Origin of the sequence: Aliiroseovarius sp. S2029 (assembly GCF_023195575.1) — a bacterium.
Lineage (GTDB): Bacteria > Pseudomonadota > Alphaproteobacteria > Rhodobacterales > Rhodobacteraceae > Aliiroseovarius > Aliiroseovarius zhejiangensis.
The window spans coordinates 12,174-31,651 of the sequence record NZ_JALPQE010000002.1; the positions used below are offsets into that span (position 1 = coordinate 12,174).

Annotated in this window: 19 protein-coding genes and 1 tRNA gene; 14 read left to right on the forward strand and 6 right to left on the reverse strand. The window is 61.2% G+C overall.

Features of this window, described 5'->3' with window-relative positions; all coding sequences use genetic code 11:
• Window positions 1–101 precede the first annotated feature (101 nt).
• The 6 genes from pheS to MUY21_RS04695 all read left to right on the forward strand — a co-directional run bounded on the left by pheS (window position 102) and on the right by MUY21_RS04695 (window position 5,285).
• The gene (gene pheS, locus MUY21_RS04670; protein WP_248409209.1) at window positions 102–1,175 is read left to right on the forward strand and encodes a phenylalanine--tRNA ligase subunit alpha; all 1,074 of its coding nucleotides are present in this window, start codon (window positions 102–104) and stop codon (window positions 1,173–1,175) included.
• Window positions 1,172–1,612 carry a hypothetical protein gene (locus MUY21_RS04675; RefSeq protein WP_248409210.1) on the forward strand — a complete coding sequence of 147 codons (441 nt, stop codon included), beginning with the start codon at window positions 1,172–1,174 and terminating at the stop codon, window positions 1,610–1,612. Before pheS ends, MUY21_RS04675 begins: the two co-directional genes overlap by 4 nt.
• Window positions 1,609–4,005, forward strand: a complete 2,397-nt coding sequence (pheT, locus tag MUY21_RS04680) for a phenylalanine--tRNA ligase subunit beta (protein ID WP_248409211.1) — start codon at window positions 1,609–1,611, stop codon at window positions 4,003–4,005. Before MUY21_RS04675 ends, pheT begins: the two co-directional genes overlap by 4 nt.
• 48 nt (window positions 4,006–4,053) lie before the next feature.
• A complete protein-coding gene (locus tag MUY21_RS04685) occupies window positions 4,054–4,503 on the forward strand; it encodes a YtoQ family protein (protein WP_248409212.1) in 450 nt (149 codons plus the stop codon).
• Between the two features lie 133 nt (window positions 4,504–4,636).
• Entirely contained in the window at window positions 4,637–5,065 is a 429-nt protein-coding gene (gene mscL / locus MUY21_RS04690) for a large conductance mechanosensitive channel protein MscL (protein WP_248409213.1), read from the forward strand.
• A 143-nt stretch (window positions 5,066–5,208) separates the two neighbouring features.
• Window positions 5,209–5,285: transfer RNA gene (locus MUY21_RS04695), tRNA-Met, on the forward strand.
• Between the two features lie 69 nt (window positions 5,286–5,354).
• Here the strand turns inward: MUY21_RS04695 and MUY21_RS04700 are convergent.
• Both MUY21_RS04700 and ald read right to left on the reverse strand, forming a co-directional pair.
• Complete coding sequence (locus tag MUY21_RS04700; RefSeq protein WP_248409214.1) at window positions 5,355–5,765, reverse strand: DUF1801 domain-containing protein; 411 nt, start codon at window positions 5,763–5,765, stop codon at window positions 5,355–5,357.
• An 84-nt stretch (window positions 5,766–5,849) separates the two neighbouring features.
• Window positions 5,850–6,968 carry an alanine dehydrogenase gene (gene ald / locus MUY21_RS04705; RefSeq protein ID WP_248409215.1) on the reverse strand — a complete coding sequence of 373 codons (1,119 nt, stop codon included), beginning with the start codon at window positions 6,966–6,968 and terminating at the stop codon, window positions 5,850–5,852.
• Window positions 6,969–7,131: 163 nt separating this feature from the next.
• On the opposite strand from ald, the gene MUY21_RS04710 reads away from it, so the two are divergent.
• Entirely contained in the window at window positions 7,132–7,590 is a 459-nt protein-coding gene (locus MUY21_RS04710) for an Lrp/AsnC family transcriptional regulator (protein WP_191287583.1), read from the forward strand.
• On the opposite strand, the gene MUY21_RS04715 is transcribed toward MUY21_RS04710, so the two are convergent.
• Window positions 7,587–8,828, reverse strand: a complete 1,242-nt coding sequence (locus MUY21_RS04715; RefSeq protein ID WP_248409575.1) for an MFS transporter — start codon at window positions 8,826–8,828, stop codon at window positions 7,587–7,589. The two genes, MUY21_RS04710 and MUY21_RS04715, sit on opposite strands and share 4 nt — an antisense overlap.
• A gap of 98 nt (window positions 8,829–8,926) precedes the next feature.
• On the opposite strand from MUY21_RS04715, the gene zapE reads away from it, so the two are divergent.
• Window positions 8,927–10,009: a cell division protein ZapE gene (zapE, locus tag MUY21_RS04720; protein ID WP_248409216.1), complete on the forward strand. Its 1,083-nt coding sequence runs from the start codon at window positions 8,927–8,929 to the stop codon at window positions 10,007–10,009.
• A 500-nt stretch (window positions 10,010–10,509) separates the two neighbouring features.
• On the opposite strand, the gene MUY21_RS04725 is transcribed toward zapE, so the two are convergent.
• From MUY21_RS04725 to MUY21_RS16155, 3 genes are read right to left on the reverse strand one after another with little or no spacing between them, the layout of a single operon-like run.
• Complete coding sequence (locus tag MUY21_RS04725) at window positions 10,510–11,784, reverse strand: folylpolyglutamate synthase/dihydrofolate synthase family protein (protein WP_248409217.1); 1,275 nt, start codon at window positions 11,782–11,784, stop codon at window positions 10,510–10,512.
• On the reverse strand, window positions 11,781–12,734 hold the full coding sequence (gene accD / locus MUY21_RS04730; RefSeq protein ID WP_248409218.1) for an acetyl-CoA carboxylase, carboxyltransferase subunit beta: 954 nt from the start codon (window positions 12,732–12,734) through the stop codon (window positions 11,781–11,783). Before accD ends, MUY21_RS04725 begins: the two co-directional genes overlap by 4 nt.
• A 30-nt stretch (window positions 12,735–12,764) precedes the next feature.
• Window positions 12,765–13,712 (reverse strand): type II CAAX endopeptidase family protein, encoded by a 948-nt coding sequence (locus MUY21_RS16155; RefSeq protein WP_248409219.1) that lies wholly within the window; start codon window positions 13,710–13,712, stop codon window positions 12,765–12,767.
• Window positions 13,713–13,847: 135 nt separating this feature from the next.
• Between MUY21_RS16155 and MUY21_RS04740 the strand changes: the two genes are divergently transcribed.
• From MUY21_RS04740 to MUY21_RS04765, 6 genes are all read left to right on the forward strand, one after another.
• Complete coding sequence (locus tag MUY21_RS04740; protein ID WP_248409220.1) at window positions 13,848–14,561, forward strand: hypothetical protein; 714 nt, start codon at window positions 13,848–13,850, stop codon at window positions 14,559–14,561.
• Window positions 14,562–14,676: 115 nt separating this feature from the next.
• Window positions 14,677–15,450 (forward strand): DUF6478 family protein, encoded by a 774-nt coding sequence (locus tag MUY21_RS04745; protein ID WP_248409221.1) that lies wholly within the window; start codon window positions 14,677–14,679, stop codon window positions 15,448–15,450.
• Window positions 15,451–15,463: 13 nt separating this feature from the next.
• Entirely contained in the window at window positions 15,464–15,844 is a 381-nt protein-coding gene (locus MUY21_RS04750; RefSeq protein ID WP_248409222.1) for a hypothetical protein, read from the forward strand.
• A 3-nt stretch (window positions 15,845–15,847) separates the two neighbouring features.
• The gene (locus MUY21_RS04755; protein ID WP_248409223.1) at window positions 15,848–16,333 is read left to right on the forward strand and encodes a DUF523 domain-containing protein; all 486 of its coding nucleotides are present in this window, start codon (window positions 15,848–15,850) and stop codon (window positions 16,331–16,333) included.
• Window positions 16,334–16,415: 82 nt separating this feature from the next.
• A complete protein-coding gene (locus MUY21_RS04760; RefSeq protein WP_248409224.1) occupies window positions 16,416–18,443 on the forward strand; it encodes an NADPH-dependent 2,4-dienoyl-CoA reductase in 2,028 nt (675 codons plus the stop codon).
• Between the two features lie 31 nt (window positions 18,444–18,474).
• On the forward strand, window positions 18,475–19,395 hold the full coding sequence (locus MUY21_RS04765; RefSeq protein ID WP_248409225.1) for an AEC family transporter: 921 nt from the start codon (window positions 18,475–18,477) through the stop codon (window positions 19,393–19,395).
• The last annotated feature ends 83 nt before the right edge of the window (window positions 19,396–19,478 follow it).

Below are 19,478 nucleotides of genomic sequence, written 5' to 3' on the forward strand. Positions count from 1 at the left end.
AGACAATTTAGGAAGCCGCGGACCTTTTCAGGTCTCGCGGCTTCTTGCTTTCTGACGCCCCGTTTCGTAGCAGGGGCATGACGTAAATAAAGGGGTCCGGGATGGACGATCTGAGGCAAAAATATATCGACGCCGTGGCCAATGCTGCGGACGAAGCCGCATTGGAAGACATCCGCGTGCAGGCGGTCGGCAAGAAGGGCGAAGTGGCCCTGAAGATGCGCGAACTGGGTAAGATGACGCCCGAGGAGCGGCAGGTCGCTGGCCCCAAGCTGAATGCGCTGAAGGACGAGATCAACTCGGCCATTTCCGCCAAGAAATCCGCGCTGGCCGATGCAGCCCTTGACGAACGCCTGCGCACCGAATGGCTGGACGTGACCCTGCCGGGCCGCCCGCAGCGTCAGGGGTCCATCCACCCGATTTCACAGGTCACGGAAGAAATCAGCGCCATCTTCGGCGACATGGGCTTCGCCGTTGCCGAGGGCCCGCAGGTCGAAAGCGACTGGTATAATTTCGACGCGCTGAACATCCCGGCCGAACACCCGACCCGGACCGAGATGGACACGTTCTATATGACCATGCCCGAGGGCGACAACCGCCCGCCGCACGTGCTGCGCACCCATACCAGCCCCGTGCAGATCCGCGCGATGATGGATCAGGGCGCCCCCATCCGCGTGATCGCACCGGGCCGCGTGTACCGCGCCGATTACGACCAGACCCACACGCCCATGTTCCATCAGGTTGAAGGGCTGGCGATCGACAAAGATATCTCGATGGCGAACCTGAAATGGGTGCTGGAAGAATTCTGCCGCGCGTTTTTTGAAATCGACGGGATCGAACTGCGCTTCCGCGCCTCGCACTTTCCCTTCACCGAACCGTCCGCCGAGGTCGACATCCGCTGTTCATGGGAAGGTGGCACCTTGAAACTGGGCGAGGGCGACGACTGGATGGAAATCCTCGGCTCCGGCATGGTGCACCCGCACGTGCTGAAATCAGCAGGCGTGGACCCGGACGAATGGCAAGGCTTCGCCTTCGGCATGGGCATCGACCGTCTGGCGATGCTGAAATACGGCATCCCCGACCTGCGCGCGTTCTTTGATTCAGACCTGCGCTGGCTAAGGCATTACGGGTTTGCTGCGCTGGACGTGCCGACGATGCGTGGGGGGTTGAGTAGGTGAATGTCTCGGCAGAAGCTAAAAAGATAGTCGATGCACTTCTCAATCAACCAAGTGCCACGATTAACACAAGCGAACTGATCCATTTATTTCATAGTGGATCGGCACTTATGAGTGCCGTGAATGAGCTTTCTCGGCAAGAAATCGTGGATTTCGTTCATCCAGAAGTTAGCATGACGGACAAAGGAAAGACGATCTTCGGGCATCCTTCACTAGAGGAAGAATTGCCCGTTGTTCCCGTGCCGCCTTCGCCAAGCTTTATCAGCCAAATGCTAGTTAACTGGAAGAAACTACTAGCCGGTTTGAGCGCAATTTTGGCATTCATTTGGATAGTGTTGTCACAAGTGCTTGCGCCTCAAAGCTACTGTCCGAAGCTCCCAATTGTAGTTTCAGATTGGCTCGCTCCCTGTGCCAATTTGGGAATAGGAGAAACAAAATGAAATTCACCATCTCCTGGCTGAAAGACCACCTCGACACCGACGCGAGCGTCGATGACATCGCCGAGGCCTGCACCGATCTGGGGCTGGAGGTTGAGGGCATCTTCAACCCCCTCGACCGTCTGGGCGCGTTCACGCTCGCCAAGGTCAAGTCTGCCGAAAAACACCCCGACGCCGACCGTCTGCGCGTCTGCACGGTCGAAACCAACGAAGGTGACAAGACCATCGTCTGCGGGGCGCCGAATGCGCGCGAAGGGATCACCGTGGTCCTTGCCAAGCCCGGCGACTATGTGCCCGGCATCGACGTGACGCTGTCCGTCGGCAAGATCCGGGGCGTTGAAAGCCACGGCATGATGGCGTCCGAGCGTGAGCTGGAGCTGTCGGACGAGCATGACGGCATTATTGAACTCCCCTCGGGCGAGGTGGGCGAGCGGTTCGTCGACTGGCTGGCCGCCAATGACCCGACCAAGGTCGATCCGGTGATCGAGATTGCGATCACCCCCAACCGCCCCGACGCGCTGGGCGTGCGCGGCGTTGCGCGTGACTTGGCCGCCCGTGGTCTGGGCACGCTGAAACCTCTGAAAGAGCATAAGGTCAATGGCAGCTTCCCCAGCCCGATCAACGTGACGATTGATGATGACACTAAGGACGCAAACCCACTGTTCATGGGTCGTCTGATCAAGGGCGTGAAGAACGGGCCGTCCCCCGCGTGGCTGCAAGCGCGGCTGCGCACGATTGGGCTGCGCCCGATCTCGGCCCTCGTCGATATCACCAACTTCTTCACCTATGACATGAACCGCCCGCTGCACGTGTTTGACGCCGACAAGGTTAAAGGCGACCTACGTGTGCATCGCGCCAAGGGCGGCGAGACGCTGATGGGGCTGGACGAGAAGGAATATACCTTCGAACCCGGCATGGTCGTGATCTCGGATGACGAAGGTGTCGAGTCCATCGGCGGCATCATGGGCGGTCTGCCCACCGGCTGCACGGAAGAAACCACCAATGTGTTCCTTGAAGCCGCCTTCTGGGAAACCACTCAGATCGCCCGCACCGGGCGTGCGCTGAAGATCAATTCCGACGCGCGGTACCGCAACGAACGCGGCATCGACCCGGAATACAACGCGCAGGCGATCGAGGCCGCGACGCAGATGATCATCGACCTTTGCGGGGGCGAGCCGTCGGACGTGGTGACGGCGGGCGAAGTGCCGGACACAAGCCGCGCCTATAAGCTGGACACCGACCGGGTGCAATCGCTGGTCGGCATGGATATTCCGGCGGACGAACAGCGCAAGACGCTGACCGCGCTAGGCTTCACCATCAAGGACGGTATGGCCCATGTGCCAAGCTGGCGCCCGGACGTGCAAGGCTCAGCTGATCTGGTGGAAGAGGTCGCGCGGGTGGCTTCCCTGACCAAACTGGTGGGCAAACCCTTGCCCCGCGCCCATGTGGGTGTGCCCAAGGCGATCCTGACGCCGCTGCAGAAACGCGAAGGCATGGCGCGGCGCACGGTTGCTGCGCTGGGCTACAATGAATGCGTGACCTACAGCTTCATTGATGAAGGCAGCGCCAAGCGGTTTGGCGGTGGCGCGGATGTCACGCGCCTGCAAAACCCGATCTCGTCCGAGATGAGCCATATGCGCCCGTCCCTTCTGCCCGGTCTGCTGCAAGCTGCCGCCCGCAATCAGGCGCGCGGCTTCATGGATCTGGCGCTGTTCGAGGTTGGCCCCGTGTTCCACGGCGGCGAGCCGGAAGAATACGAACAGATGGTCACCGGCATTCTGGTCGGCCACACCGGCCCGCGTGACCGTTTCGGCGCGCGCCGCCCGGTCGATACCTATGACGCCAAAGCGGATGTCGAGGCGGTTCTGAACGCGATCGGCGCACCCGCCAAGCTGACCTATGTGCGTGATATGAACGCGTGGTGGCATCCGGGACGCTCGGCCAAGTTGGGGCTGGGGCCGAAGAATATCCTTGGCGCGTTTGGTGAACTGCACCCGAAAGCTATTGCCGAGATGGATGTGAAAGGCCCGGTCGTGGCCTTCGCCGTGCATCTGGCAAAAGTGCCGTTCCCCAAAGCCAAGGGCACGGGGCGCGGCGCACTGGGGGCCAGCGATCTTCAACCCGTCGAACGTGATTTCGCGTTCGTGGTGGATGCCGATGTAGAGGCCATAAATCTGGTGAACGCCGCCGCCGGGGCCGACAAGGCGCTGATTGCCGATGTGAATGTCTTTGACGAATTCATCGGCGGCAGCTTGGGCGAAGGCAAGAAATCGCTTGCCATCACCGTGCGCCTGCAACCGCGCGACGCCACCCTGACCGAGAAAGAGATCGAGGCCGTCAGCGCCAGGATCGTCGAGAAGGTCGGCAAGGCCACCGGCGGCACGCTGCGCGGATAATCTGACATGCGCGGCCTTTTGGGGCCGCGCCCAAACTGGAGGAATGACATGACCCTGAACGTATACCTGTCCGGCGAGATTCACACCGATTGGCGCAAACAGATCATCGACGGAGCAAAAGGGTTGGATGTGACCTTTTCGGCCCCGGTGACGGACCACGACGCCTCGGACGATTGCGGCGTTGCCATTCTGGGGGCCGAGGACAACAAGTATTGGCACGACCACAAGGGCGCGATGATCAACGCGATCCGCACCCGCAAGGCGATCGAAGATGCCGACGTGGTTGTCGTGCGATTTGGCGAGAAATACCGCCAGTGGAACGCCGCCTTCGATGCCGGATATGCCGCTGCGAAAGGCAAATCCCTGATCGTGTTGCAGCAACCCGAACATGACCACCCCTTGAAAGAAGTCGACGCCGCAGCGCTTGCCGTCGCGCGCGAACCCCATCAGGTGGTCGAGATTCTGCGGTATGTCCTGACAGGCGGCCTGAGCAGCTAGGTCGCGGGCAACAATCAACGGGTACGGACGCACTGTTTTTCCCCGCGAAACAATATGCAAAGGGATATGTTTTGCGCTACGCTTTGGTCAGGCCGGTGGAAACATGCCGGCGCAAGCGTGTAGTGAGGACAGTATGCTTCAAGAATTCAAGGATTTTATCGCCAAGGGCAATGTCATGGACATGGCCGTCGGTATCATCATCGGTGCCGCGTTTACGGCGATTGTCAGCTCTCTGGTGGCTGACCTGATTAACCCGATCATCGGGCTGTTCATGGGTGGGATTGATTTCACAAACATGTACGCTGTGCTGTCAGGTAGCGTGCCTGAAGGTGCGTCGCTTGAAGCCGCGCGCGACAGCGGTGCTGCGGTGTTTGCTTATGGCTCGTTCATCATGGCGATTATCAATTTCCTGATCATCGCTTGGGTGGTGTTCATGCTGGTGCGTTACGTCAACAAGGCCAAGGAATCCGTCGCCAAAGAGGAAGACGCCCCCGAGGTCGCCCCCGAAGGCCCGACCGAGGTCGAGCTTCTGGCCGAAATCCGTGACGCTTTGAAAAAGTAACCACACCGGCAGAAGATGCAGAGGGGCGTCCGGATGCGGGCGCCCTTTTTTGCGTGATCTTTTTCCCGCGCGGCTGCCCGATTTCGGTGTTTTTCGTTTGACACCGGGGGCGCGCCGGAATATTCGGACCCCCGATGTGAGATGGCGTGGTAGCTCAGCTGGTTAGAGCACAGCACTCATAATGCTGGGGTCGGCGGTTCAAGTCCGCCCCACGCTACCACATCCAGACGGTCACGAATGACCCTGAAGAAAAGCCCTGCCATGTGCGGGGCTTCTTTCGTTTCCGGGGTCATTTCAGATGATAGGTCAGCGCGTTCCTGATGAACAATCGCAACGGTTCGGTCGGCAAATTCTGCCCCGTCTGAAACAGGATCGCACGGTTTCCGTCGAAGGTGAATTCGTCAGCGAACAGGCTGCGGAACTCCGGAATCAAGGTTGTCTGGCAATGGACGTAAAGCGCATAACCGCCTGTCTTGGGCACGCCCAGCCGGATCGTGGTGCCGGACTTGCTGTCGGGCGTCAGATAGGCGGGTTGGCCCCATTTCAGCGTCTCTTCGATACGGCCAACTTCCGGCGTTTCGCGCGCGGTTGAGAATATCAGATTGCGCAGCGCCATCAGGCCCGTGCGTGTGTCCACAGGAAAGCCAGCAAAGGTATCTGCCACGGCAGTGCTTTGAAAGACGTGTGAAAGATCGGTCATGGCGCAAGGGTGCTTCAGCCCACCCGCCCTGTCAAAGAAAAAGCCCCGCCAGGTGGCGAGGCTTCTCTTGCGTATTGTCGACGGTCAGATCTTCAGCGCATCCGCGCCCGAGATGTAGTCCAGCCCAAGCGCCTCGCCCACGGCGGCATAGGTCAGCTTGCCCGCATGCACATTAAGCCCGTTCAGCAAATGCTCGTCATCCGCGCAGGCTTGCTTCCAGCCCTTGCCTGCCAGCGCCAGCATGAAGGGCATAGTCGCGTTGCCAAGCGCGATGGTCGAGGTGCGGGCAACTGCACCCGGCATGTTGGCCACGCAGTAATGCACAATGCCGTCCACGTCGTAGATCGGTTCAGCATGGGTGGTGGCTTTTGACGTTTCAAAGCATCCGCCTTGGTCGATGGCAACATCCACCAGAACCGAACCGGGCTTCATCAGCGACAATTGCTCGCGGCTGATCAGCTTGGGCGCGGCTGCACCGGGGATCAGTACCGCACCGATGACCATATCCATGCGGGGAAGCAACTCGGCGATCCCTGCCATGTCAGAATACTGCGTGGTCAGCCGCCCCATGAATACGTCGTCCAGATAAGACAGGCGCGGCACCGAACGATCCAGCACAGTGACATTCGCGCCCATGCCAACGGCGACACGCGCAGCGGCCGCGCCGACGACACCGCCACCAATGATGGCCACATTGGCCGGACGGACGCCGGGAACGCCCCCCATCAGCACACCGCTGCCCCCATTGGCCTTCTGCAGCGCCCAGGAGCCGCTTTGCGGGGCCAGACGACCGGCAACTTCGGACATCGGGGCCAGCAGCGGCAGGCCGCCATGGCGGTCGGTTACGGTTTCATAGGCAATCGCGGTGCAACCGCTGTCCAGCAGGTCCCTGGTTTGTTCGGGGTCCGGGGCCAGGTGCAGATAGGTGAACAAAAGCTGGCCTTCGCGCAGCATCTTGCGCTCGACCGCTTGGGGTTCCTTCACCTTTACGATCATGTCCGCCTTGGCGAAAACCTCTTCTGCGGTGTCCAGAACGGTGGCGCCAATGGCAACATAGTCCTCATCCGTGAACCCGGCACCAATGCCAGCGTTGGTCTCGACGATGACGCTGTGTCCGCGTGCAATCGCCTCGCCTGCCGCAGCAGGCGTCAGACCAACGCGGAACTCCTGCGGTTTGATTTCTTTCGGGCATCCGATCAGCATTGGGTATCCTCCTCATTCCCTGTTGTCGGTTCATTTCTTGTAACAGGAGGCAATTCTGCAGGATTTCGCGCGCAATTGCTTTGAAAAGATGTGGCGCATCCGATAGGTATTGTCGAAGATTGCATCGCAGTGAAGTCAAGATGCGCAAGATATTTGTGGGAATATGGAACTGGACAGCATAGACCGTCGCATACTTGCGGTTCTTCAGCGCACCGGGCGCATCTCCAATTCGGACCTGTCCGAAAAGATCAACTTGTCTCCTTCAGCCTGTCACCGGCGGGTGCAGCGGTTGGAGGCGGAAGGTTATATTCGCGACTATGTCGCCCTTCTGGACGCCCGCAAGATGGGCTGCCCATCGACCATTTTCGTGGAAATCACTCTGTCCGGGCAGGCCGACGAATTGCTGGATGCGTTCGAGCGTGAGGTCGCCCTGATCCCCGATGTGCTGGAATGTCACTTGATGGCGGGAACGGCGGATTACATCCTGAAGGTCGTCGCGGCGGATACCGAAGATTTCGCCCGCATCCACCGCCAATACCTGTCGCGTCTGCCAGGGGTGCAGGGGATGCAAAGTTCGTTCGCACTGCGCACGGTGTTCAAGACAACGGCGCTGCCTGTCTAGGCCAAGCGTGCGGGCAGGGGCTGTTCTTTGACCGGCAGATGCACGATGGCCGAGAACGCGCCGACGCCGACACCGATCCACCATACCATGGTGTAATCGCCAAACGCGTCATACATCCGCCCGCCCAGCCAGACGCCCAGAAAGCTGCCCAGCTGGTGCGAGAAAAAGACGATCCCATAAAGCGTTCCCATATAGCGCAGCCCATAGATATGCGCGACAAGACCCGAGGTCAGCGGCACCGTCGCCAGCCACAGCGACCCCATGGCAATGGAAAAGACAATGACCGATGTTGGCGTGATCGGCATCAGGATGAACACGGCGGCCACCACCGTGCGCGCCGCGTAGATACCGGCCAACAGGTATTTCCTGGAGTAGCTCTTGCCCAGATAGCCGGCCAAAAGCGTACCCGCGATATTTGCCATCCCGATCAACGAGATCGAGACCGCCCCCAGCGCCGAGGTTGTCGAAACACCGATGGTCGCCAATGTGCCCGAAGGGTCGATCGCGCCGCACATCTCGGTCACGAAGGCGGGGAAGTGGGCGGTGATGAAGGCCAGCTGATAGCCGCAGGAAAAGAAGCCCAGAAAGATCAGCGAATAGCTGGGGTCGCGAAAGGCCTTGATCAGGATCTGCCCCATGCTGTCCTCAAGCTCGGAGCGTGCGGCCATGGGCTGCGTTTTCATGAGCGGCAGCAGCGCCAGCGTCGCAAGGATCGCGGCGGCAAAAATGATGAACACGTTTTGCCAGGACATGAAGCCCAGCAAGTATTCCGCCAGCGGCGCGCCGAACACCTGCCCCGCCGACCCGGCGGCGGTCGCAATGGCCAGCGACATGGAGCGGTTTTCGTCGCTCGCCGCGCGTCCGACAACGGCCAGGATCACACCAAAACCCGTCCCTGCGATGCCGAAGCCAACGGCGATTTCCAGAAGCTGATGCGCTCCCGGTGTCACGGCGTAGGAAGACGCGACAAGCCCCACGGCATAGGTCAAAGCGCCCATGATGATGGCTTTGCGATCCCCGATCTTTTCGGCGATGGCCCCAAAGATCGGCTGACCGATTCCCCAGGCCAGGTTCTGAATGGCAATCGCCAGCGAAAATTCGGCGCGGGGCCAGTTGAATTCGGCCGCGATGGGGATCTGGAACACGCCAAAGCTCGCCCGTATGGCGAAGCTGACAAGGATGATCAGGCAACCGGCCACTAGGACGGGGGTGATCAGGGGCGCGCGAGTCTCGTTCATCCGCGCACGTTCCGCGAAATCGACCATCCGGTCAATTCTTCGTTTCTGATCTGTCGCTTCACCTTTTCTTATGTTTGGAACCGATCTATTCCTCGGCCATGGCAAACCTGATCGAGATCTACGAAACCCTTGCCCAAAGCGGCGAGATCACCCGAGACCCCGCGCAAGTCGCGGCGCTGCCCGCGCTTGAGGATATTCGCGCCCATCTTGATTCGGCGCCTGCCCGAAAACGCGGCATTCTGGGTGGGTTGTTTCATTCTAAACCCGAAGATGTGCCGCAAGGCATTTATCTTTGGGGCGGGGTCGGGCGCGGGAAATCCATGCTGATGGACCTGTTCGTGGACAGCCTTGAGACCTCGGCCAAACGTCGGGTCCACTTCCACGCCTTCATGCAGGAAGTGCACGAAGGCATGGCCGCTGCGCGCAAAAGCGGAGTGGACGATCCGCTTGGTCCCGTTGCGCAAAAGATCGCGGCCGATGTACGCCTGTTTGCCTTTGACGAAATGCAGATCACTGACATCACCGATGCTATGCTGGTGGGGCGCCTGTTTGAAAAGCTGTTTGATGCGGGCGTGGTGGTGGTCACGACCTCGAACCGGCACCCGGACGATTTGTATAAGGATGGGCTGAACCGGCAGTTGTTTTTACCCTTTGTCGAGCTGATCAAACAGCAGATGGTGGTGCATGAACTGGTCAGCCCCAACGATTATCGCCAGGACCGTCTGGCGGGCGAGCAGGTGTATTTCACCCCGGCCAATGCCGACGCTCGCATCGCAATCGACGCGATCTGGCGCGATCTGACGGGGGGCGAGGCCGCGCCCTTGACCCTGACCGTCAAGGGCCGCGATGTGGTGCTGCCGGCCTATCGCAATGGGGCGGCGCGAGCAGGGTTTCACGACCTGTGCGGGGCGATGCTGGGGCCGGGCGATTACCTGACGATCGCCAAGAACGTGAAGCTGCTGGTGTTGGAGAACATTCCACGCCTCAGCCGGTCGAACTTCAACGAGGCCAAGCGGTTCGTCACGCTGATTGACGCGCTCTATGAGGCAAAGGTGCGATTGATCGCGTCTGCCGCTGCGCAACCCGAGATGCTGTATGTCGAAGGCGAGGGTTCGTTCGAGTTTGAGCGCACCGCCAGCCGTTTGCGCGAGATGCAGGACAAGAATTGGGGTAGCGAATGAAACGGGGCCGCCACTGGCGACCCCAAGGTCTTGTCCTGCCCGTCTAACTTACGCGCATCGTGTCCGACCATCGTGACCACGCCCGAACCGGACAACCCGCGTTCAGGGACAGGGCAACCTGGCATGATGCTCATGCCGGATGCGATGATCCTGTGCCGATGACGGGGCTGGCAAGCGAGGCCCTTGTTTCGCGCAAAGACGGACGCAAGTTTGTGATCACAAACTGTACTGTCCGTTTCCACATCAACCGAAACATAAGGCCCCCTGGTCAAAGTACTGCTCGACAAGCCGTTCACTTGTTGTGAACTTTACCTGAAGAATACCCCATTAGTAGTGGCTAACCACTTAATCTGTCAACATATTGTGCCGAATCATATGTCGATTCGCCTGATCCCGAAAAACTGATTCTTTTCGGGGGGTTGGTGGGCGAAGTGAATCCTCGCGTGCCGAATTTCCGAGATTTATTTTGTGATCACGGCGGATTTTCGGCGTCTGACCGGCTATCCGTTCCGCTTCAAGACCGATCCTGCCAGGTATAGTGACCCGCAGATCAGGATGCGGCTGTCAGGGTCTTTCGCCCGAATATCGGCGATCGCATCAGCCACGCTGGCCGCTTCACCTGCGTCAAATCCCACTCCGCGGGCTTCGCGCGCTGTGACATCCGAAGGTAGGGTGTTTGGCTCATCAGGGATGGAGATCGCCGTCAGGCTGTCCGCCACGCGCGACAGTGGGCGCAGATAGCCTGCGATGTCCTTGGTGTTCAGCATGCCGCAGATCAGGTGGGTCGGGCGATCAGGCAGATCAGCCAGCACCTTGGCCAGCGTTTCCCCCGCGGCGGGGTTGTGGCCCCCGTCCAGCCAAAGCTCAGCATCCCCGGCGGCTTCCACCAGCGGGCCGTAGCGCAGCCGTTGCATCCGCGCAGGCCAGCTCACGTTACGCATCGCAGCTTCACAGGCCGCCTCGCCAAACCCCAACTGGCGCAGGGCGGCAACCGCAGCGCCCGCGTTTTCCAGCTGATGTGGACCGATCAGGGCAGGCATCGGAAGGTCCAACAACCCGGTTTCGTCCTGAAAGATGAACCGCCCGCGTTCTTCGGCCATATGCCAGTGCTGACCGTGGGCGAACAGCGGGCAGCCCAGCCGTGCGGCCTTCGCCTCGATCACCTCGAGCGCCTCGTCGGGTTGCGGGCCGACGATGCAGGGCACGCCACGTTTCAGGATGCCCGCCTTCTCACCCGCAATGGCGGCCAGCGTATCACCCAGAAACTGCGTGTGGTCGATCGAGATGGGGGTGATGATGGTCAATGCGGGCTTGCTGACCACATTGGTCGCATCCAGCCGCCCACCCAGCCCTGTTTCCAGCAGCGTATAATCGGCGGGCGTTTCCACAAATGCCATCAGCGCGGCAACGGTCGTAATCTCGAAATAGGTGATCGTGTCGCCGCCATTGGCGGCATAGGCGCGGTCCAGCACTTCGGTCAGGGCCTCTTCGCTGATCAGCTCGCCTGCCAGCCGGATCCGTTCATGAAACCGCGCCAGATGCGGCGAGGTATAGGCATGGACCCGGTTTCCCGCGCCCTCAAGCCCCGCCCGCAGCATCGCAAGGGTCGAGCCCTTGCCATTGGTGCCCGCCAGATGAATCACCGGCGGCAGCTTGTCCTGCGGGTCGTCAACGGCGTGCAAAAGGCGCCAGACACGGTCCAAGGTCAGATCAATGATCTTCGGGTGAAGGGACATCATCCGGTCAAGGATGACGTCCGAATCTGCCACGCTCACGCTTTCTTTGCCTCGGCCTTGGGCTTTGCGGGATCTGGGGTGTCCCCTTTTGCCGGGGTCGGCACATCCTCGGGCTTGGGCAGGTCGCCCTTCACGGCGGGGCCCTGGCCGGTCAGCATACGCAGGATCGTGACAAGCTCGTCTTTCATGTCCTTGCGGTGGGTGACGCGGTCCAGCATCCCGTGATCCAGCAGGTATTCGGCGCGCTGGAAGCCGTCGGGCAGCTTTTCGCGAATGGTTTGTTCAATCACACGCGGCCCGGCAAAGCAGATCAGCGCATTGGGTTCGGCGATGTGAACGTCGCCCAGCATGGCATAGGACGCGGTGACGCCGCCGGTGGTCGGGTGGGTCAGGACGACGATATAGGGCAGCCCGGCTTCTTTCAGCATCTGCACCGCAACCGTGGTGCGCGGCATTTGCATCAGGCTCAGGATGCCTTCCTGCATCCGTGCACCACCTGCGGCAGAGAACAGGACGAGTGGGCGTTTGGAGGCGACAGCGCGTTCGGCAGCGGCGATGATCGCGTTGCCGACATACATGCCCATGGAGCCACCCATGAAGCTGAAATCCTGCGCCGCGGCCACTATGGGCGTGCGCCCGATCTCACCCTCGGCCACCAGCATCGCCTCACGCTCGCCGGTGTCCTTGCGGGCGGCTTTCATCCGTTCGGGATATTTCTTCTGATCCTTGAAATGCAGCGGGTCTTCGACCGGGGCGGGCACGTCGACCTCGGCAAACACGCCCCCGTCAAACAGCGCGGCAAACCGTTCGCGTGGCGTGATCGCCATGTGATGGTCGCAGTTCGTGCAGACGTTCAGGTTCTCGGCAAATTCGCGGTGAAACAGCATCGTTCCGCATTCCGAGCACTTGGTCCACAAGTTCTCGGGCACCTCGCGGCGCGAGAACAGCGAGTTGATGCGGGGGCGGACGTAGTTCGAGATCCAGTTCATCGCCTGTCTTCCTTGGTCGTTTCGTTTTACCTAGTCCGCCTTGGCGGTTTTTGCAATTGGCTGGTTACGGCCGGAGTGCCGCCACCAAACTGCGAAAGCCACCACGACAACCGCAGTCTGGGTCAGGATCGACCAGGTCATCTGGACGCTGGTCAGCTCCATCTCGGTCAGGAACAGCGAAAACCCGTCCAGTGTGCCTTTGGTACCGGAAAAGATCAGCATGGCGTTGTTGCCAAAGTGCAATCCTGCGGCGGCCCCGATATTGCCGGTGCGCAAGGTGACGATTGCCAGAAGGATCCCGATCACGGTTGTATGGGTGACATAGAAAATGCCGTTGATGCCATATGTGGCAGGGTCGAAATGCAGCATTCCGAACGCAAAGGATGGCAGGATGGCCCAGATCCAGATCGACCGGAACCGGGCGCGAAGCTGTTGCAGAAGGTATCCCCGAAACACCAGCTCTTCCGCGAAGATCTGGATCAACACCAAGGTCAGCGCGGGCACGATCAACAGCGCCCATGTGGTGACGGGCATGGATTGTTCTGCAGCGGCTTCGGGGGCCGGGGGAAGGAACAGGGGATGCAGAAACTGAACCAGTATGGCGGCGACGCTGATGCCGATGGCGACCAGAAGACCGCGCCGGAAATGGCGCCAGTCAACGCGCAGGGCGGGGCCAAACAGGCTGCGAAACCCGCGTTTGTGCAATGTTCTGACCGTGATCCAAAGTCCCAGGTGGTAGCCAAGGAAGGTCAGGAAGAACACCGATGCCTCGGCCGGGGTGGACGCCCCCAGCATGTGGCCCGGATCGGTGTCAAGCAGCTGCGCGCCGATCATGAACAGGGCGAAGGTGACGGCAAAAAACGCCGCATGAATCACGAGGATGCCAAGGAATGTGCGCCATAGCTGAATGCGGGGATAAGCCGGTGACCAGAAAGCCGCGTGGGAAACCTGGGTGGCGGGGTCGGGTGTAAGCGTCACAAGAAGTCCTGACGATGAGAATGCTTGTTTGGTATGATGGCGGCGTTCTGACGGATGGACAACCGGGAACAGTTGGTGGACATTCACGGGCGGTCAGTTGTGGCCCGGAATGTGTTGCCTCGGGTAGGGGGAGTTATGTGTAGGAAGTTCAGGTGGCGCGGTTGGGGCGCGTGGCGCGCAGCAGTGACGACGGGGATCGCCTTTATGCTGGCGGGTTGTTTTGGGGGGGACGGTGCATCAGGGCTCAACCTGTCGGACAGTCCCATATTCTCGGCCCAGCGGGCGACACCGCGCGGGGATCTGGTTCGTGCCAAGACGGTCATGGGTGGGGCCGTGACGATCGCGACACCCAAAGGGTTCTGCATCGACACGACGTCCCATCAGGATACCGAGGCCGGCGCCTTCATTCCAATCGGCGCCTGCGCTGCCCTGACCAAGAATGCTGCCGATCCCAAACCCGAAAAACCGGCCTTTCTGACGGCGACGGTTCTTCCCATGCCCGTGCAGGCGGTGGGGTTGCCCACAGATCCCGATGCGCGCTTGCGTGAAGCCCGCGATTTCGTCCAGAGCGACGCAGGTCGTGCGGCGCTCAGCCGCGACGGGCGCGCCGAAACCGTCACCTTGCTGGACACGAAATCAGCCTCGGGGGTGCTGTATGTCCGCATCCGGGACACGTCGGGCGGCCTGCCTGAATCACTGTCCGACACCACATGGCGGGCGTTTCTTGAAGTGAACGGCAGGCTCGTCACCGCCAGCGCAACCGCCTTCGCCGACCAGCCGTTTGGGCAGGGCAAGGGCCTTGCACTTCTGCGTGATTTCGTGTCGCAAATTCGCAAGGCGAACCGGTAACATGGCGGAGCCGACGACGCGCAACGCTGGAAGGGTGGTTTGCGCAATGGTAACGTATCTGGTCTAAGAACTGGTGCGGGCAGGCAGACGAATCTAGGCGGGACGGCAGCTCATCATGGTGCGACGCGTGAACGGCATTCTGGATCACTGGCTTCAACGGCGGTCGTTGCAGCGGTGGCAGTCGGTGCTGCGCGACGCTGAAACCCTGGACCTTGCGGCGCTGCGCGGTGCGCGCGCCCGTGCGCGCGCGTTGCGTCAGGCTTTGGATCGCGTGTTGCACGTGGCAGATGGGCGACTGACCCTGCCACTGATCGGATCGGACGCCATTCAGAAACCCCTGCACTGCGATTGGGCCTATCGCCCGGAATTGTGGCGCGGCCCGCTATCGCCGCCAGGCCGGTCCGCGGTCGAAAGCAAATCGGCCTTTGGAAGCGAGGTAACGGTGTTTCACGACTGCCGTGTCTCGGAACTGACGGTGCGCCAGGTGCGCAACACGCGCGAAAGCGATCTTGCCCCTTTTGGCGTCCGGATGGACGTCTTCGGATTTGACGGATCCTTCCTGTCGCTGGTGATCGAACTTCCACCAAGTGCCGTTGAGGGGTTGAAGCGCAATCACCTTGTGCGCCTGACAACCCAGGTCGAGATGGAGAAGCCGCTTGAACTGTTCGCCCGTTTGAATATCCAACATGGCCCGAACACCGAACAGATCGTCCGCGCCGTGCCCGTGGATGAGGACGAGGCGATTGTCGAGTTCGACCTTGCCTATACCAACCTGAATGAAAAACGGGTCGACCGGATGTGGGTCGATCTGGTCTTTGAAAACCCCGAGATGAGCCAGATGATCCTGCGCGACGTGACATTCAGCCGTCGCCCGCGCGCTGAGGTCTGAGAAGGAGCAAGCCGTGACGAAACCTCAACTGGTAAAGGCGCGCATTCAGGCCGGCGTTTGGGAAGGTGTATTGACCATGCCGGACGGAACTGCGGCGCCGGCCGACCTTCAGGTGACACATCTGTCACAGAACATTGACGGCATCACCGTCACGCCACGCCCGGATCAGCCGGGGGCTTTCAACGTCTCCGTGCCCATTCCGGCAGAGTTGCTGACCGATGGGGTCCAGACCTTTCTGATTGCCGACAGGGACAGCGGCGAGACGCTCAACGCGCTCTCGATCGTGACCGGCCAGCCGCTGGAAACCGACATCCGGGCCGAGGTCGATCTGCTGCGTGAAGAGCTGGACATGCTCAAACGCGCGTTCCGGCGCCATTGCACGGAAACCGGCTGACCCATGTCGCGGCTGTTGGTCAGCGCCTGCCTGATGGGGCAGAAGGTGCGATATGATGGACGTGCCAAGACCTTGCTGCACGACCGCCTGACCCGATGGGACGCCGATGACCGTATCGTGCCCTTCTGCCCGGAACTGGCCGGGGGTCTGCCCGTGCCTCGCCTGCCTGCCGAGATTGAGCCGGGGGCAAACGGGGAAGACGTGCTGGCGGGCCGGGCGCGGGTTCTGGACAGCGCCGGGGTCGACGTGACGGCCCCGTTCATTGACGGCGCGCATCAAGCGGTCAGCTGCGCCTTGTCGCACGGGTGCACCCATGCCCTGCTGACCGAGGCCAGCCCTTCCTGCGGGTCGCGCTTGTTATACAGTGGGCATCACGATGGACGGCAGCGGCCCGGCTTTGGCGTCACCACCGCCGCATTGCGTGCGGCAGGCATCGCCGTCTATGCGCCGGACCAGATCGACGCGCTGGCCGCGGATTGCGCTTGGTAAACCTGCCCGGTTACGCAGCGTTTTGAATGACAGCGCGCGGCAGGTCGTCCAGATTTGCCGCAACTGACAGGAGACCGCCCGCATGACCAGCTATCCGACCCTTCTTTCGCCCCTCGATCTTGGCTTCACGACGCTGAAGAACCGCGTGCTGATGGGGTCGATGCATACCGGGCTTGAAGAACGTGGCGACTGGCCGCGCGTGGCCGAGTTCTATGCCGAACGCGCCCGCGGCGGGGTGGGGTTGATCGTGACCGGCGGCATGGCGCCGAACCCCGAAGGCGGTGTGTATCCCGGCGCGGCTGGCCTTTACACCGAACAGGACATTGCCAACCATCGGATCGTAACCGACCGCGTCCATGCCGAAGGCGGCAAGATTGCGATGCAGATCTTACACGCCGGACGCTATGCCTATGGGCCGGATTGTGTCTCGGCCAGCCCGATCAAATCGCCGATTTCGCCCTTCCCGCCGAAAGAGCTGGACGAGGATGGCATCCAGAAGCAGATCGCCGATTTCGCCACTGCCGCCGCCCGCGCGCGTGAGGCGGGGTATGACGGGGTCGAGGTGATGGGGTCCGAAGGCTACTTCCTGAACCAGTTCCTTGTGACTCACACCAACAAGCGCGAAGATCGTTGGGGCGGATCTTATGAGAACCGGATGCGCCTACCCATCGAAGTGGTGAAAGCCGTGCGCGCCGCCGTGGGGCCGGATTTCATCATCATTTACCGCCTGTCGATGATCGACCTTGTGCCCAACGGATCAATCTTCGATGAAGTCGTCCAACTGGCGAAAGAGATCGAGAAAGCAGGCGCCACCATCATCAACACCGGCATCGGCTGGCACGAGGCGCGCATCCCGACCATCGCGACCTCGGTTCCCCGCGCCGCGTTTACGTGGGTCACGAAAAAGCTGATGGGGCAGGTGTCACTGCCGATCATCACATCAAACCGGATCAACCACCCTGACGTGGCAGAAGAGGTTCTGGCGGGGGGCGCGGCGGACATGGTGTCGATGGCGCGTCCCTTCCTTGCCGATCCTGATTTCGTCGCCAAAGCTGCGGCGGGTCGCGCGGGCGACATTGCGCCGTGCATCGCCTGCAATCAGGCCTGTCTGGACCACACGTTCAGCGGCAAGATTTCCACTTGTCTTGTGAACCCCCGCGCCTGTTACGAGACCGAGCTGCGCTATGACAAGACCGACAGCCCCAAAACCATCGCGGTTGTCGGGGCCGGGCCAGCGGGCTTGTCCTCGGCGTTGGTGGCGGACGAGCGGGGCCACAAGGTCACTTTGTTTGATCGCGCCGACCAGATCGGCGGTCAATTGAACATGGCCAAGAAAATCCCGGGCAAGGAAGAATTTATTGGGCTGGTCGATTGGTATGACCGGCAAGTTGCGGCGTCGGGTATTGACCTGCAACTGGGCAAGGATGTCTCGGTGGATGATCTGGACGGCTTTGACGAGGTGATCATCGCGACCGGCGTCATTCCCCGCGATCCGGGCATCGAGGGGCAGGGAACTGACAAGGTGCTGTCTTATATTGATGTCTTGCGGCACGAGGTCCCGGTGGGCGACCGCGTGGCCATTATCGGTGCCGGTGGTATTGGCTTTGATGTGGCCGAGTATCTGACCCAGGCCGGGGACAGCCCGACCGAGAACCTTGAAGAATGGCTGGCCGAATGGGGTGTGGCCGACCCGGCGCAGGCGCGAGGCGGGCTGGCTCCAGAGGGACCGAAACCCGAAACTCCGGCGCGCCACGTCACCTTGATGCAGCGCAAGGCCAAGGCGCTGGGCAAGGGATTGGGCAAGACGACAGGCTGGATCCACCGCGCGACCCTGAAGATGAAAGGGGTCGAGATGGTGGGCGGTGTGAATTACGAGCGCATCACCGATGAGGGGTTGATGGTTTCGACCGGCGAGGCACGGGAAGATCCGCGTATGATTAAGGTCGACAACATCGTCCTGTGTGCCGGACAAGTCAGCGACCGCAGCCTGGCCGATGCGCTTGAAGCGCGTGGAAAGGCGCCGCATGTGATTGGCGGCGCAGATGTGGCCGCCGAACTTGACGCAAAGCGCGCAATCGACCAAGGATCGCGCCTGGCGGCCTCGCTTTGAACTGACCACGGGGTATGCCCCCGGAGGTCACATGGTTTTCTTCGCCGTCTTTACCGGTCTCATGCCCAGCTTCCTTTTGGTGGGGCTGGGCGGGCTGCTGCGCAAACGGCTGTCGGAAAACGCATGGCAGGGCCTGGACCGCCTGAATTTCGAGATTCTGTTCCCCGCGCTGCTGTTCGTCGCCGCCGCCAGCCGCCCCATCGACCCTGAAAAGCTGTTCGTCATGGCGCCGATTGTCTGGGCTATCCTGTCGGTCGGGCTGGTGCTGGGCTGGCTGGCCCGTCGTGTCGGACCAGACCGGTTCCTGGACTTCGCCGGGGCATGGCAGGTCTGCTGGCGGTTCAATACGGCGCTTGGGCTGGTCGCGGTCGAGCTTCTGACCCATGGCGGGGCGGGTGAAATGGCCGTGGCGGTCGGCATGGGGGTTCCGGTTGCCAACCTGTTTGCCGTGTCGGCCTTGTCACGTGGTGGGGCGCTGGGTGTCGGCGCGACGGTGGCCCGAGTGGCGCTGAACCCGTTTCTGCTGGCCAGTCTGGGTGGTGTGGTGTTCGGGCTGATGGGGTGGCGCTTGCCTGCCCCCATCATGGCGCCCATCGAAATGCTGGCGCGCGCTGCCATTCCCATCGCGCTTCTGTCGATCGGTGCGACGATGAACTGGGGCGCGCTGGCGCGGCTGGATCGGTTCAGCGGCGCGATCTGCACGATCAAGCTGGTGGCCCTGCCGCTTTTCGCGCTGACCATCGGGCTTTTGCTGGGCCTTGATCCGGCGATCGCCTCGGTTCTGGTGGTCTTTGCCGCGCTGCCAACGGCGTCGGCTGCGCATGTGCTGGCCTCAGGCTTTGGCGCTGACCGAAACCTTGTCGCCACCCTGATCGCACAGACCACTTTGTTGGCGGCCCTGACCCTGCCCATCTGGATCAGCGTGGCAGAACTAGTCTTTTCAACGCGCTAGCGCACCTGCGTCGTTTCCAAGGTCATAACGATCCCTGCAATTACCCCCGTATTGTCGGGTGTTCTTCACAGTCTTGCCCCAAT